Here is a 15,715-nt window from a genome sequence, read left to right as displayed (position 1 = left end):
GTGCATGTATTTAGCATCTTGCTAAGATGAGCGGTTTTTTGGGTAAGATCGCTCAATTTAGTTAGCTATTTTCTGGAAAAAATCATGAAAAATAATAAAAACAAATGCTGGGCTGCATGTTTTGATGACTGTGAAGGTGAAATTACAGCTGAACATTTGGTTTCAAAATCTCTTTTCCCTGATGGAATAGTTTTTGTAGAAGGGTTTAATTGGTGTGAAAACATTACAAAAGTTGGAATTAATTCACTAACCCGTAAAATTTTATGTAAAAAACATAATAATGACTTTTCAATTTTAGATTCCGAAGCAAAATACGCAATTAATTGTTTCGCAAAAGGGAAAACGGAAAGACCTATTAATGGAATATTATTCGAGAGATGGTTGTTAAAAACTGCAGTAAATTTGAGTATTGATAGTGATTATCATATTGGAATAGGGTTCACCGATTCAAGAAAAGGTTATCCATCACCCTATGCTGTTGCACTTGCTTTAGGCAAACAGCCTCTTGCATACAAAATGGGAATGTATCTTTTGGAAAATAAAGAAGGTATTCCTAATAATTCGACCGAACAATTAATAATGCCAATAAATATGAATGACGAGGTCGGGTTATTTTTATTTGGTTTACGAGGTGCAAATATACTATTAAGTCTAAATCCTAATAATTATGAAGTCCCAAAGTTATCAAGTATAGGTCTTCATGGAATTTTGCCCGTAGATGTTAAGGACAACAAACCTGTTTATAGACCCAAAAGTTTTACTAATATGAATATTGAGAGTGGACTCATTAATTCTGTAGATTTTTCTTATACTTAGCCTAATTATATTTTACATTTTAAACCCACATTCCAACCAGCCAACCGCTAAAGGTGACTTATGGACAATGCACTAGTACAACCAATGAATGAACCCTTTAAAAAGCCACTTCCCGATACCGATTTGTATTACTTTGATACCCGTGAGGCTGTCGAAAACATCGAAGCTGGTGCGTATGACAAGCTATCATTCTGCTCAAAAGTATTGTGTGAAAACTTGGTTCGCCGTTGCCCACCAGAAGAGTTAACCAATGCGCTAAAGCAACATATCGAAGGCAAACAAGACCTCGACTTTCCTTGGTACCCTGCCCGCGTGGTATGTCATGACATCTTGGGTCAGACCGCTTTTGTCGATTTGGCTGGCCTACGTGATGCCATCGCTGAACAAGGCGGTGACCCATCTAAAGTAAATCCAATCGTGCCGACTCAGCTCATCGTTGACCACTCACTAGCCGTTGAGCACGCGGGCTTTGAAGTAGATGCATTTGAGAAAAACCGTGCCATTGAAGAGCGCCGTAATGATGACCGTTTTCATTTCATCAACTGGTGTCAGTACGCTTTTGACAATGTGAATGTCGTACCACCGGGTAATGGCATCATGCATCAGATTAACCTAGAGAAAATGTCACCCGTGGTACAAGTGGTAAAAAACAAAGCGGGTGAAGAAGTCGCTTTTGCCGATACCTTAGTTGGTACGGATAGCCACACGCCAATGGTTGATGCGTTGGGTGTTATCTCCATCGGCGTAGGCGGATTGGAAGCTGAAAGCGTCATGCTGGGCAATCCATCATATATGCGCCTCCCTGATTACGTTGGCGTCAAACTAACGGGCAAACTGCAAAAAGGCATTACCGGTACGGATTTGGTACTCGCAATGACTGAGTTTTTGCGTGATGCCGGTGTGGTATCTACTTACATTGAATTCTTCGGTGATGGTGCACGCCAATTAACCGTCGGCGACCGTGCGTCTATCTCCAACATGACACCAGAATATGGTGCCACCGCAGCGATGTTCTATATCGATGAGCAAACCATCGACTATCTACGCCTAACCGGTCGTTCTGAGGCTCAGATCAAATTGGTCGAACAGTATGCCAAGCAAACTGGCCTATGGGCTGACGGCATGGAAAAAGCCGAATACGCACGCGTGCTTGAGTTTGATCTATCAGCAGTCGTACGTAATATGGCAGGCCCTTCGCGTCCGCATGCACGCGTGTCGACTACGGACTTGGTTGCCAAAGGTATCGCTCATGGCGCTGATGAAAAGCTACCAGAACCAAAAGATGGCATGATGCCAGATGGTGCCGTGATTATCGCCGCAATTACCAGCTGTACCAATACCTCTAACCCACGAAATATGGTAGCAGCAGGCCTCGTCGCCCGTAACGCCAACGCCAAAGGCTTGTTACGAAAACCTTGGGTGAAATCATCATTAGCACCCGGCTCAAAAACGGTAAAAATGTATTTAGAAGAAGCTGGGTTGATGCCTGAGCTACAAGAGATTGGCTTTGACGTGGTTGGTTTTGCTTGTACGACATGTAATGGTATGAGTGGCGCACTGGACCCTGATATCGAAAAAGAAATCATCGATAATGATTTGTTCACCACGGCTGTATTGTCTGGTAACCGTAACTTTGACGGTCGTATTCATCCATATGCCAAGCAAGCATTTTTGGCATCGCCGCCACTGGTTATCGCTTATGCTATCGCCGGTAACATCCGTTTTGATATCGAAAAAGACTCATTGGGCAAAGATCAACAAGGCAATGATGTCTATCTAAAAGACATTTGGTTTGATGATGATGAGGTTGACGCCATTGTAGCCAAAGCAGTTAAGCCTGAGCAATTCAATGCCGTTTATATCCCTATGTTTGATGAAGCCAAAAAAGACACGGGTAAGGCGTTAAGTCCACTGTATGACTGGCGTGAAATGACGACCTATATTCGCCGCCCACCGTACTGGGAAGGTAAAATGGCGAAAAAGAATACGCTAACAGGTTTGCGTCCGTTGGCAGTGTTGGGTGATAACATCACGACCGACCATATGTCGCCATCGAATGCAATTTTAGGTGCATCAGCTGCTGGTGAGTATTTAGATACCATGGGCTTGCCTGCCGAGGACTACAACTCATACGCCACCCATCGCGGTGACCATTTAACCGCACAACGTGCCACCTTTGCCAATCCTAAACTATTGAACGAAATGGTGCGCGATGAAGATGGTGAGGTTATCCAAGGCTCACTGGCGCGTGTAGAGCCGGAAGGTCAAGTCATGCGCATGTGGGAAGCGATTGAAACCTACATGAACCGTGAGCAGCCACTCATCATCATCGCAGGTGACGGCTATGGTCAAGGCTCAAGCCGTGATTGGGCTGCCAAAGGTGTACGTCTCGCTGGTGTAGAAGTGGTCGTCGCTGAGGACTTTGAGCGTATTCATCGTCAAAACTTAGTGGGTATGGGTGCGCTACCGTTACAGTTTGAAGAAGGCGTTACTCGCGAGACCTTAAGCATTGATGGTACCGAAGTGTTTGATGTGACTGGCGAAGTTTCTGCTGGCGGGTTGATGACTCTAGTGATCCATCGTGCTGATGGTAGCACCACTGAGACGCCTATTATCTGCCGACTTGATACTGCTGATGAAGTCAAAATGTACAATGCAGGCGGTATGCTACAGCGTTTTGCTAAAGAGTTTATCGAAGGTACGCTAGATATTGTCTAAGTATTGTATGTTTTGAGTAATCAAAGAGCCGATGTTATATGGAGATATGGCATCGGTTTTTTAGTCTCTAGATGTGACAAATAATGAGACTAATGCTTTATAGCGATTATTAAAGCATTAATTTAACATCACGATAAAAATTCTCATGTGTGCCAACCATTAACAAGGTAAGGACAAGCTGACCATCATCAATTATATAAGCCAATAATGTTAACTGCTTTAGCATTTTAAACTTATAGACACGTACGGACGATAAGTCGCCTACTTTCTGAACACCTATATCAGGATCGTCAATGATGGTACGTACAGCATTATCTAAATCAGCTTTCTGGTTTTTATGTAATTTTTTAACCGCTTTTTTAAAACTATGTGATTGAACAATACTTAAAGACTGAGTCATTGTTTATCCAAAATACATTATCCAAATTCGTAAGGTTCAACCATACCAGCATCCACTTCTGCTTGCGCAATCAAAAGCTGACGAACAAATTCATAAGATAGATCAGGATTGTCTTCCATAATTTGTCCAATGGTTGCCCAATGTTCTATTTGCTTTGGCGGGGTGCGATGTTGTGCTTTAGATATTGCATAGGCTTTATCAACCAATGCTTTATTGAGACGTATGCTTGCAGTGGACATAAAATTCTCCATATTCAAAAAATATTGACGCTTGTGGTATTTTACCACAAAAATACTATATCAACGACTATCACTCTAATAAGCATAAAAAAGGAATCCATGTAATGACCCAAGTAACTTCAAAAAATAAAACAGCTTTCGCCCCGCAACTATCCGTTCCTGCTACCTATATGCGCGGTGGCACCTCCAAAGGTACATTTTTTAAACTATCGGATCTACCAGAGCGTTGCCAAGTCGCTGGTGAATCACGTGATAACTTCTTATTACGTGTCATAGGCAGCCCCGACCCTTACGGCAAACAAATTGATGGGTTGGGTAATGGTAGCTCTAGCACTTCAAAGACGGTTATTTTATCGGCCTCTGATAAATCAGATCACGATGTGAATTACCTGTTTGGACAAGTCAATATAGCCAAACCTATGATTGACTGGGCGGGAAACTGTGGCAATTTAACCGCAGCGGTTGGTGCCTGTGCCATTAATATGGGATTGGTTGATGCTGACAAGATCAATAACAGCATCAATGACAATGCTGAAAGCGGTATTTGTGAAGTACGTATCTGGCAAGAAAATATCGGAAAAACCATCATTGCCCATGTGCCAGTCTATAAAGGCGCAAATAACAAAGTACAAGTTCAAGAGACGGGCGATTTTGAATTAGATGGTGTGACCTTCCTTGCTGCTGAAGTCAAAATTGAGTTTATTGATCCTGTGGATGCCACTAGCGATATGTTCCCCACTGGTAACTTGGTCGATGACTTCGATGTATCTGGCTACGGTTTAACTACCGACAGCGTCAAAGCCACTTTTATCAGCGCAGGCATCCCGACCATCTTTCTGAAAGCAGAAGATTTAGGCTTTACGGGTACTGAGTTGCAAGGTGACATCAATGGTGACAACGAGCTACTTACCAAACTTGAGAAAATCCGTGCCAAAGGCGGTGTAGCGATGGGCTTGTTTAAAAATGTGAGCGAGGCGCAAACCAGTCAACACATTCCTAAAGTCGCTTGGGTAGGCGCAGCACAGAGCTATACCGCCTCTAGTGGTAAATCGGTCGATGCTGGCGAGATTGATTTGGTGGTACGTGCCATGAGTATGGGGCAACTGCATCATGCCATGATGGGTACAGCAGCCGTCGCCATTGCAGCAGCGGCAACCACACAAGGCACCTTAGTAAATGAGGCCGCTGGTGGTCAGAAGTTCGATGAAGTACGTTTTGGTCACCCATCAGGTACGTTGCTGGTCGGTGGAAAAACAGAGCAAGTCGACGGCCGCTGGCAGGCAAAAAAAGTATCAATGAGTCGCTCAGCCCGCCGTATAATGGTTGGTGAGGTTTTTGTGCCAGCCGATGCATTTTAGATCGATAATAATAGGTTGCCAATCATGATATCGCATATCTAAAATGGATGAACCACTCTCTTTCTCCGATAATTCTGATAATATGCTATACATTCTGAGATTTTAATATCAAAAGGTATAGCATCATGAGTGATCTAGATTTTGAGCAAAAAATCAGCCCTTTTTTTTGGGTAGAGCATGAAGATAGCGCGTCTGTATGTTTGAGTGACGTCGGCTCTTATAAGGCGGATATATTCGCCACACGTGCAGATGAAGGGTTTGAAGGCAACGGTTATGACTGGGGAAGTTTAGCCGCTGTATTTTTGCAAGAACAGCATTCTGAATGGAACAATCTAGTAAAGTTCGATCCAGAAGGCAGCATGTTTGTGGCTTATTCTTCAGATAAAAAGGCCTTAAGCGCTTTCATTTTAGCTTTTAAGCAAGCGTGTGAAGATGACAAACTGATATCTGACTTATTTTTGCGAGCTGAGCTAGATTAAAAATTCACCGTAAACGTTAGGTTTGTTTTTCGATATGCCAACACCACCGCGCCGTGTGCCACTTAATAACAAGCCGCCCACCAATAAAGTAGAACGGGGCGCTTTGCTGTGGTCTATCCTTAAAAAGTTAGCCGTGTTTGCTGCACCTTACAAAGCATTAATCTTACTGACCTTAGTATTGACTGTACTCGGCTCTTTTACCGCACAGGTCAATGCTTTTGTTTTGCGTTACACCGTAGATACCTTAACCGATATCGCTACTCTTACTGATCCTTGGGCAGCTGGTGTACGTATGCTGAGTATTATTAGCGCCGTACTACTCATAAAAGAGCTACTGTCCATTTTTATCTCGTTTGGGCAGCGCTATTTTGGTGAAAGAATCCGCATCAACCTATCAAGGGATTTGTCTCAAAAGGTGGTCGAGAGGATATTAACCTATCGCATGTCGTTTTATACCAGTAGCAATAACGACAGTGGCAAACTACAAACCCGTATCGATCTAGGCGTAAGTAGTCTCACCACTTTGGTACAAAACTTTTTTATTGATATGCTGCCGCTATTTGCCAGTGCCATTGTGTCACTTGTTATCATGTTTTCGACCAATTTTTGGGTAGGTATGGTCGGGCTTATTATTGTGCCCATTTATTTCTTTATCAGTCAAAAACAAGCCAATCGTTTACAAGGATTTCGGCGACAAATGCGCGGCTATCGTGAAGCCAAAAGCGGCTTGGTCATCTCGTTGATTAATGCCATCAGTGTGGTCAAATCTTTTGTACGTGAGCCAATCGAAGCCCAGAAGCATTTAGTCATTCAAAAAGACATGACTGACAATCAGCTGCGTATTCGTAGCATTGCCTTTATTTACGATGCCATCAAAACTTTTATCGAACAGATTGGCGTGGTGGTCATTATTTTACTTACCGCGTATTTTGTCTTAAAGGGTGAGATGACCATCGGTATGATTTTGTTTCATGTCATGTTGTTTCAAAATGTCGCTGCCCCCATCCGTCAGCTGCATCGCATTTATGACCAAATCAATAATGCCTTAACTTATGCAGAAGGCTTCTTCGATATTTTAGAAGATGACAGCCAAATTGAAACCCTTGGCGGTTTACAAAGTGATAAATTGCAAGGTCATATTGAACTCAAAAACGTCGATTTTACCTATCCTAATGGCACAAAGGCCTTAACCGATGTCAGTTTCGCCATAAAACCCAACCGTATTACTGCACTAGTGGGCCTGAGTGGCGCTGGTAAAAGCACTATTATCAACTTGTTGGTGAAGTTCTATGCGCCAGACGCGGGCAGTATTTGCTTAGATGGTCATGATTTAGACGACTATGATACGCAGGCATTGCGCCAAAAAATTGGGCTTGTATTGCAAAGTAACCATATTTTTTCAGGTACGATTGGGGAAAATATTCGTTATGGTGACATGAGTGCGAGCGATGAAGACATTGTAGCTGCTGCCAAAAAAGCCTCTATCCATGAGCAAGTAATTCAGCTACCACAGGGTTATGAGAGCGAGGCAAAATCATTATCTGGTGGTCAGCAGCAACGTATTGCGCTGGCAAGAATGTTTTTAAAGGATCCACCCATCGTATTTTTGGATGAGCCCACGGCCAGCCTTGATGCAATTGCCAGTCAACAAGTCAAAAAAAGCTTGGATTTAATTAAAGAAGATCGAACTGTGATTATTGTGTCGCACAATATTGCGCAAATCATTGATGCCGATGATTTGGTGGTGATAGAAAATGGCCGAGTGGTAGAGACAGGCACGCATAAAGAACTGTATAAAAAACGTGGTAAGTATTTTGAGATTTTTAGCGCCATGTCTGATAGCTTGAACTTGGATAAAATCAGTCAAACCCTACATGGTTAATACGTACTTAAATCGTTATAATGCGCATTACTTGAAACGTTCCAATGTTTAACCATTATTTAATATTGTACTTAACCTCAATAATCAATTCGTTAAAAGCTGCTTAATTATGACCTGTACCTTTTCTATTAAAACGTTCGATGAGCTAACCTCCGTTGACCTATATCATATTTTAAAAGCCCGCTCACAAGTGTTTGTGGTCGAACAAAACTGTGCTTATCAAGATATGGATGAGCTGGACTTTGATTGTCTGCATCTGATTGCACATCAGAACGAGGCATTGGTGGCTTATTGCCGCATTATCCCGCCTGAATTTAATAAGTTACGGTCTAATTTATCATCATCCGATGCGACGACCAAAGTAAGCGACACCGCTATGTCCTCTATTGGCAGAGTGCTGGTATTAGCAGCGCATCGGGGGGACGGTTTAGCACGGCAGATGATGAATCAGGCTATTGCACATTGCCGTAAAAAATATGGTAAAAAGCGCCCTATCATTATCTCTGCACAAGCTTACTTGATTGGCTTCTACGAATCTCTAGGGTTTGTACCAGAGGGTGAGCATTATCTCGAAGACAATATTGAACATGTAAAAATGGTTCTGCACGTTGTCAAAAAAGTTAAAGTAAAAAAAGAAAGTACAGGTGCGTCTTCTACGACGAGTAAAGTACTAAGCTTTTTACTGTTGATTATGGCGGCTTTATTTGTTCTAGGCTTGTTGTATTTGATGACCTAAATCAATATTGATGCTCTTAACTCTTAATATATAGAGCATCAATACTGTGAAAACATTGTTAAGACTACCAAGGTATGGACTCTCCAGCCCAATCTACAAAACTGCCTGATTGAGTAGCGGTCATATTGCTCAATACTTCTAGCAAGCACTCTGCACTGTAGGCTGGCGAGAATAAATGTCCGTCAGCCACATTACTCTGAAAAGGTGCTGAGAGTTGCGTGTTTACCGTTCCTGGCTGCATGACCACCACACATACGTCTTTAAGCGACCTTCCCCATTCGATACTCAGATTTTTCATCCCCATATTGAGTGCCGCTTTACTCATACGATAGCTATACCAACCACCCAGTTGATTGTCACTGATACTACCCACTCGCGCTGATATCGTCGCAAAAATTGCGGGCGTGTCATGGCTACGTGTGGCTTTTGCCAGTAGTGGTTTCATATACTTGGCAATCAGCAAACTGGCTAAGGCATTCACTTGCATATTCTGTAAGAAAAAATCAGTTTCCATCTGACGTAGGGCTTTCTCCGGTTGCTGCGTGTCAGTATGCAATAATCCCGCACAGTTAATGACCCAATCGATATGAGTGGTCTGCTGCTTAATGATGTCAGCCGCTTGCTCGATACTGCTCTCATCGCAGACATCCATCGATATCCAATGTAAGTTGGGTGCTTCAAAATCAGGTATATTCTTATGGTGAGTAGCAAAGACAAGCGTGTCCGGTGTTGTACTGGCGGTTAGCTGCTCTATCATGGCTTTACCAATGCCACCTGTACCACCGATAATTAGATAGGTTTTATTATTCATGACGATTCCTTTTTTGGATTATTTTTGACTGAGCTTTTATAAACTTTATCGTTCTTGTTGTCGTATATACGGTTCATTTTGGCGTACTTTTATGGTCTTTACCATGATGGAAATGTTTAAAGGGTGGGTAGTTACGAATGAAGCCCGCCAACTATAAGACCTTTATGGATTCAATTTTTTTAAAAATAAAATCGTTGATATAGAGGCTATCGTTATTAGGGTCTATTGAACATTCAAATGTGGTGCTGGCAGTTACTATTTTTTAGACAGTATGCAGTGAAATTTTTGATGCCTAGTCATTCTAGGTAAAACAATTTCGCCATATATTGGCAAAAAATAGTACTGCCCCAAAGGGCTGACGCTAAAATCACTCCAAACGTTGTTGCAATTCCTAGCTAAGGTCTGGACATCATCGTCGGCTTGCGCCTAGTCTGGTGCAATTTTAGCAATCAGCAGCCCTAATATTTGAGTGTTCAACAGACCCTATATATACGCTACAATAATCAATTATGACCATTCTAAATCAACGCTTTTATACGGATGTTATCGCATTATGCTATCACCCCAAGACCAATTGACTGAGTTGGTACGCACGCTTGAGACGCAGCAGCATGTGTTTGCCACTGACCCGCTACTCATCACAGAAAAACTGCAAGGCGAAGATGGCAAACCCATCCAAAAGCTGCATCGCCGAGCCTCACGTATCGATAGTAACGGTGCGTTGGCACAAGTTTTGGGTAAAATTGACGGCCGTATCAAAGGCATCATGGTCGTGATGAGCGTGGTGTGGTGTATTTCAGGATTTTTAGGGCTGTTTACGCTATTACAGGCTAATGTGGTTAACTTCTTTTACGTGCTGGTTTGTCTATTAGGGTTTCATACTATTATGCTGTTGGGTTGGCTGGCCATGACGCTGATTAATCAAGGCAAGCAATCTTCTAATTGGTTTGCCAGTTTTGTCAGTCCCAGTTACCTAATACGTGGCAAAGATGATGTGACCAAGGCCGCGGTTAACTTGTACGAACGTCAATTGCAGCATAGTGGTATGCGATGGTATCTCGGTCGATTTAGCCATCAATTGTGGCTAGCAACGTTGACCGGTATGCTACTGGCGATTGTATTTTTATTGGTTGTGCGCCAGTACAGCTTTAGTTGGGAGTCGACCTTATTGTCTGATCAAGCACTTATTACTTTGACTCATGTATTGGGCTGGCTACCTAGTATGGTGGGGTTTGGGGTGCCGGACAGTACTGCTATCGCACAGAGTAGATTGGTGACAGATGCCATGCCACTATCTGTCGCACGGCAATGGGCGGGGTTATTGGTTGGTAGCTTGCTGATGTATGGCATCGTACCACGAGCGATTGCTTGGGCGTTTTGTGCTTTGATGTTCCGCCGTAAAAAAATGCGTTTGGATATCAAACTGCCCTACTATCAGAAGATTTTGAATTTTTGGCAACGTCATGTAGTGGACGCTGATGATTTTAATGAAGCACCTGCCCCTGTCGCGCCAAAAGCAACCGTGAGTGCTGGCAAGAAACTGGTTGCGCTACTTGAATACCCAACCGAGCAAGATAATTGGTGGCAATCAGGTCTTGATAACACACTTGCAGGTGATGTGGAAAATTTTGGCATATTAGATGATCGTGACGATATGGCACGGTTAAAGACGTATTTAGACAGTCACCCAGTACAGGTTGTGCTGGGTATTCATAATAAAGCGCTGCCTGACCGTGGCACATTGCGTAAGCTTGATCAGATTGCCAGTCATGCAACAGAGGGACTGATTGTAAAACTGCTTAGTGATACTCGCCCGACTGCCAATCACCTGAATAATGAGACTTCAAACATTGCAAATGCTTCGGCATCACAACAACAAGTGGAAAACCAAGGCGTTCGCTATCAGCAATGGCAGACAGCGCTTTCTGCTCGAAAAATCGGTTTGGTGGATGCTGAGAGTTAGAGAAAGGCATTTCAAAGCTCACTGGTAGGGATAAGGATAGCTCATAATGGAAAGGAGTCCAGTATGACAGCAGCAGATAACGACCTGATGACGCTAGGTCAATATGGTCAGATATTGGATGGTTATAAAGAGGCTCTGAATCAAACGATTTTGACCATTTCTCCTGAGTCATGGCACCCAATGCTAACAAGTATTTTGCCTGCGCACTGGCAAGAGTGGCTATTACCGCTGGCAGGTGGACCGTTTTTCTTATTATTCCTAGCAGAGTGGTTTTATCAATCTAAGCGCGGTAATGGTCAGAGCTTCAGTTGGAGACGTGCGATGACCAACTTTAGCTTGGGTGGCTCTTACTTGGGTTTTGAGCTAGTGGTACAAGCACTTATCGTCATACCCATCTGTTTATGGTTATATCAATATCGATTGTTTACCATTGAGGTCACTTGGCTGACGGCTATTCCTATATTTATCGCGGTTGAGTTTAGCTATTATTGGTTCCATCGTGCCTCGCACCGGATGAATTGGTTTTGGTCTGCCCATGTATTGCATCATTCTGATGATAATATGAACCTATCCACTGCGATGCGCCAAAGTTTACTGTACTCAGTCACAGGTTGGTGGTTATTCTTTGTGCCATTAATGCTACTTGGTGTGCATCCCGTGTGGGTGTTTTTCTTTTACGCGCTTGATCTTATTTATCAGTTTTTTATCCATACCGAAACCGTTGGTAAATTTCCGAAATGGGTTGAGTATATTTTTGATACACCCTCCAATCACCGTGCTCATCATGGTACCAACGATGAATACATTGACCAAAACTACGGCGGCGTCCTTATTGTTTTTGATCGCTGGTTTGGTACTTATGTAGAAGAAGATACCATCAATAATCCCGTGCAATACGGCGCAGTTGGTGAAGCCAGTCACGATAATATTATTGGTTTAATCTTTGGAGTGTTTTATCGTATGTGGCAGCGTGTCTTTCGTGCCAAAGGTTTTAAGCAGAAGTTAAAAGTATTGTTCAGACCACCCAGTGCCGCATAACGCTTTTGAATATTCCTCATTAATATAAGATTCTATTATGAATAACGATGACAATTATGATAATAATAAAAACAATGACAAACCAGTTGAACTCTTTGCGGATAAAGGGTATGCAGTAGCGCCTGATGCTGTTACTGCTGATGCCACGATGACTAAGAAAACGGTAGCCAGTGGTGAAGCGCTCAAACTGGCGGTCGTTGGTCATACCAATACTGGTAAGACGTCTATTTTGCGCACCTTGTTACGTGACGTTTATTTTGGTGAAGTTAAAAACGAGGCTGCCACCACACGGCATGTCGAGCAGGCGCAACTGACAGATAGCCAAACTGGCGAAGTCTTAGTGGCACTATATGACACGCCTGGTCTAGAAGATGCCTCAGGATTGATGGATTGGTTAGAAGATAATACAGCCAGTCGGCGTGATGGTATTGAACGCTTACAGCAGTTTCTGGCGTCGGATATTGCTCAAGGTGTAGACCATTCAGACAACTATGACTATAGCCAAGAAGCCAAAGTGATTCGGCAACTGCTGGCAAGCGATATGGCCATTTACGTCGTTGATGCGCGTGAGCCAGTGTTAGGTAAGTATAAAGATGAGCTGGCTATTTTGTCTTGGTCTGCTATTCCTGTGATGCCTGTCTTTAATTTCACGGACAGTCAAGATGCCAATATCGACGAATGGCAGACGATGCTGGCAAGACGAAACTTGCATATTTCCACGCGTTTTGATTCGGTTGCTTTTGAGTTCGAAGATGAAATGCACTTATGGCAAAACCTTGCCACCATGCTTACCCACTCTGAGATGCTTGAGCAGTTGATGCAGCGTCGGACGGAAAACTGGGCACAACTGAGTGATGAAGCAAATATTATCATTGCTGACTTTCTGATCAATGTCGCCGCTTTCGTTCGTGAGATTAATGACAGCGACGATCCTATGCCAGTGTTGGCACAAATGCAGGAAGCTGTTCGCCAAAGCGAGCGTGCTATGCAGCATAATCTGCTTAACTTATATAAGTTTTATGACAATGCAGTTGCTGCCACGCCACTTGAATTGCAGGCCTACCAACAAGATCCATTTGACCCTGAACTGTTAAAGAGCTACGGCATACGCACGACTTCTGGGGTAGCAGCCGGCGCACTATTAGGCTTAGGTGTTGATGCAGCAGCATTAGGCACCACATTGGGGTTGGGTGCAGCAATTGGTGGCATTGCAGGAGGGTTATTGTCTAACACAAGTAGCATTGCTGATAGGATCTCAGGGGTAAAACGCTTATATATTGATCCTGCTACGTTGACATTACTGGCCACTCGCTCGATAGATTTACTCACGGCACTACGTCATCGTGGACATGCTGCAACAGATGCGACCCAACTGATATATAAAGGCGAAAAAAATAACGTTGAATCAGATCAAAATGAAGACGACAACTTAGTGACGCCATGGCCAACGCATAAATTACCAAGTGAGTTAAAAAAAGCACGTGGCAAGCCGCAATGGTCATCACTTAGTAGTGGAAAATCCGAACAAGCTCAGTTGTTACGAGCAGATATGGCATGGTCGCTTTCAGCTAAATTGCAGTCGTATAATCATGACTAGCCAAACTGATCATAATTACAAACATAGAAAATAAAGTAACTGCCAGCGTTATTCTCGAAATTCTCGAATATTTATAGTACTGGTCGCAATAAAGCACTGAGTGCAGCAGTGCCGCGTACATCTGTTTGCTGCAGATAAATTGGATATAACGGATACTTGGTAAAGCTTTGTTCTATATCTTGCATAATTTGCTGCTGCCTATCTGCTCGACGCTGCCAAAAATCATCAGACTGAGTAGGCGTTATTAGTTGATTGATGACTATCGCTGCTGGCGTGAGCTTACTTTCTTCTAACTGTTTGATTGCTCGTCTGGTCTCAGCTAATGGCAATACGTCGGCGGTCATGACCAATACAATCGCTGTTTGGGTACGGTCATGAAGCAGTACTCCTGCCTGACGAAATAGCTGCTTGCGTTTTTCTAACACAGATACAGCTTGCTCCCAACGGTCGGATTTTTTTGCTGCAAATGGATTTGCCACATCATTTTTATCATTTTTTTGATTGTGACTGTCTAAGTGATTTGCCACCGAGCGCAATTTAGACTGTCGGCGCTGCTGTGCGAGCAGTCCATCCGTCCATGCACCCATCATCTCTGGTAGTACCAGTAATCGCAAAGTATGACCTGTTGGTGCCGTATCAAAAATAATGTGATCGTAATCTGCATCTGCAGCGTTCACTAAATGCTGGCACATAGACTCAAGCATCGCCGCTTCTTGTGCGCCTGGTGCTGATTTTGATAGTTTCAGGTGCTCTCGAATCTTGGGCATCATATCTGGATTAGCATAGGCTGTAATGGTGCGCTCAACTTGTGCAAAATGCTCATCAACGATAGTGTCAGGGTTTAGCTCAATCGCATCCAAATAAGGTGATATCACTGTTTTTTCGTTCTTCAGTCGAACATTTAATACATCGCCTAAACTGTGTGCTGGATCGGTTGAGACAATTAAGGTCTTTTTCTGTTGACTGGCATAGTAACTGGCAAGTGCAGCGGCAGTCGTAGTCTTTCCCACACCGCCTTTTCCACCGATAAATATAATCGGTTGTGTTACTAGTTGCTCTACCAATGCCTGTAAAGAATGTAATGCCATGCTTATCTCTCTTTTTTAATCAATATATAGTCGGTGAAATACTAAACCGCTATGGCGTTATCCTCCTTAGATGTACTACTTGTACAATCTGCAGTCGGCTGCCTTGTACCCATTTTAGAGTTCTTTGACTATAGCTGCTATTAGCAACATCCAACGTGGTCAAAGGGACATCTATCCATGCCCATTCTAGTATGCCATTCGTGGAAGTTTTCTAAAAATAAAGGCTGCAACTCTAGCGTATAAAAGCTGGCAGGATTATCAATACCTAAACTCTCAGCAAACATGAGTAGCATAAAAAAATCTTCTTCATCACGTGCTGCACGTGCCATCGTCTGACGGTATGGCGCATGATAAAACTCATTTAGCCCAGCAGTAAACCGTTTCCACCATGGCTGAATATCTGGCATATCGTTCGATATGGTATCGCTTGGTTTAGCATTATTTGAAATATTGGTATCGTCCATAACTTTTCATCTCCTACGTCTTGTTATCTATCATGCCTATTTGATACAAAAAACGCCAGCAATGGCTGCTAGCGTTTTTTATTTTTTACAATATATGTACTGGCCTATTAATTAAATACTCGATGG

General features: G+C 43.0%; 14 protein-coding genes. 9 read left to right on the top strand and 5 right to left on the bottom strand.

Annotation, left to right across the window (positions count from 1 at the left end):
* The first annotated feature begins 84 nt into the window (after window positions 1–84).
* Together IPZ60_RS03630 and acnD are read left to right on the top strand one after the other, a co-directional pair.
* Window positions 85–816: a hypothetical protein gene (locus tag IPZ60_RS03630; RefSeq protein ID WP_194196504.1), complete on the top strand. Its 732-nt coding sequence runs from the start codon at window positions 85–87 to the stop codon at window positions 814–816.
* Window positions 817–900: 84 nt separating this feature from the next.
* Window positions 901–3,534, top strand: coding sequence for a Fe/S-dependent 2-methylisocitrate dehydratase AcnD (acnD, locus tag IPZ60_RS03625; RefSeq protein WP_194196817.1), 2,634 nt, complete (start codon window positions 901–903; stop codon window positions 3,532–3,534).
* Between the two features lie 109 nt (window positions 3,535–3,643).
* On the opposite strand, the gene IPZ60_RS03620 is transcribed toward acnD, so the two are convergent.
* Together IPZ60_RS03620 and IPZ60_RS03615 are read right to left on the bottom strand one after the other, a co-directional pair.
* Entirely contained in the window at window positions 3,644–3,934 is a 291-nt protein-coding gene (locus IPZ60_RS03620) for a type II toxin-antitoxin system RelE/ParE family toxin (protein WP_194196503.1), read from the bottom strand.
* Between the two features lie 17 nt (window positions 3,935–3,951).
* Window positions 3,952–4,173, bottom strand: coding sequence for a hypothetical protein (locus IPZ60_RS03615; RefSeq protein WP_068404729.1), 222 nt, complete (start codon window positions 4,171–4,173; stop codon window positions 3,952–3,954).
* Window positions 4,174–4,277: 104 nt separating this feature from the next.
* On the opposite strand from IPZ60_RS03615, the gene prpF reads away from it, so the two are divergent.
* The 4 genes from prpF (at window position 4,278) to IPZ60_RS03595 (ending at window position 8,628) form a co-directional block, all read left to right on the top strand.
* A complete protein-coding gene (gene prpF, locus IPZ60_RS03610; RefSeq protein WP_194196502.1) occupies window positions 4,278–5,531 on the top strand; it encodes a 2-methylaconitate cis-trans isomerase PrpF in 1,254 nt (417 codons plus the stop codon).
* A 125-nt stretch (window positions 5,532–5,656) separates the two neighbouring features.
* Entirely contained in the window at window positions 5,657–6,010 is a 354-nt protein-coding gene (locus IPZ60_RS03605) for an Imm51 family immunity protein (RefSeq protein WP_194196501.1), read from the top strand.
* 34 nt (window positions 6,011–6,044) lie between these two features.
* Window positions 6,045–7,892: an ABC transporter ATP-binding protein gene (locus tag IPZ60_RS03600; protein WP_194196500.1), complete on the top strand. Its 1,848-nt coding sequence runs from the start codon at window positions 6,045–6,047 to the stop codon at window positions 7,890–7,892.
* Window positions 7,893–8,001: 109 nt separating this feature from the next.
* Entirely contained in the window at window positions 8,002–8,628 is a 627-nt protein-coding gene (locus IPZ60_RS03595; RefSeq protein WP_194196499.1) for a GNAT family N-acetyltransferase, read from the top strand.
* A gap of 64 nt (window positions 8,629–8,692) precedes the next feature.
* Here IPZ60_RS03595 and IPZ60_RS03590 read toward each other — a convergent pair whose 3' ends face one another.
* The gene (locus tag IPZ60_RS03590) at window positions 8,693–9,439 is read right to left on the bottom strand and encodes an SDR family oxidoreductase (protein ID WP_194196498.1); all 747 of its coding nucleotides are present in this window, start codon (window positions 9,437–9,439) and stop codon (window positions 8,693–8,695) included.
* Between the two features lie 553 nt (window positions 9,440–9,992).
* Between IPZ60_RS03590 and IPZ60_RS03585 the strand changes: the two genes are divergently transcribed.
* The 3 genes from IPZ60_RS03585 (at window position 9,993) to IPZ60_RS03575 (ending at window position 14,037) form a co-directional block, all read left to right on the top strand.
* Window positions 9,993–11,402: a DUF2868 domain-containing protein gene (locus IPZ60_RS03585; protein WP_194196497.1), complete on the top strand. Its 1,410-nt coding sequence runs from the start codon at window positions 9,993–9,995 to the stop codon at window positions 11,400–11,402.
* A 63-nt stretch (window positions 11,403–11,465) separates the two neighbouring features.
* Window positions 11,466–12,440 carry a sterol desaturase family protein gene (locus IPZ60_RS03580; RefSeq protein WP_194196496.1) on the top strand — a complete coding sequence of 325 codons (975 nt, stop codon included), beginning with the start codon at window positions 11,466–11,468 and terminating at the stop codon, window positions 12,438–12,440.
* 37 nt (window positions 12,441–12,477) lie between these two features.
* Window positions 12,478–14,037 (top strand): DUF3482 domain-containing protein, encoded by a 1,560-nt coding sequence (locus tag IPZ60_RS03575; RefSeq protein WP_194196495.1) that lies wholly within the window; start codon window positions 12,478–12,480, stop codon window positions 14,035–14,037.
* 71 nt (window positions 14,038–14,108) lie between these two features.
* Here IPZ60_RS03575 and IPZ60_RS03570 read toward each other — a convergent pair whose 3' ends face one another.
* Both IPZ60_RS03570 and IPZ60_RS03565 read right to left on the bottom strand, forming a co-directional pair.
* Window positions 14,109–15,125, bottom strand: coding sequence for an ArsA family ATPase (locus IPZ60_RS03570; RefSeq protein WP_194196494.1), 1,017 nt, complete (start codon window positions 15,123–15,125; stop codon window positions 14,109–14,111).
* A gap of 140 nt (window positions 15,126–15,265) precedes the next feature.
* Complete coding sequence (locus IPZ60_RS03565; protein WP_194196816.1) at window positions 15,266–15,532, bottom strand: cory-CC-star protein; 267 nt, start codon at window positions 15,530–15,532, stop codon at window positions 15,266–15,268.
* Between the last annotated feature and the right edge of the window lie 183 nt (window positions 15,533–15,715).

Source organism: Psychrobacter sp. NG25, from assembly GCF_015234355.1.
GTDB lineage: Bacteria > Pseudomonadota > Gammaproteobacteria > Pseudomonadales > Moraxellaceae > Psychrobacter.
Note: the sequence above shows the minus strand (reverse complement) of the source record. Positions and strands in the feature narration are given on the sequence as shown.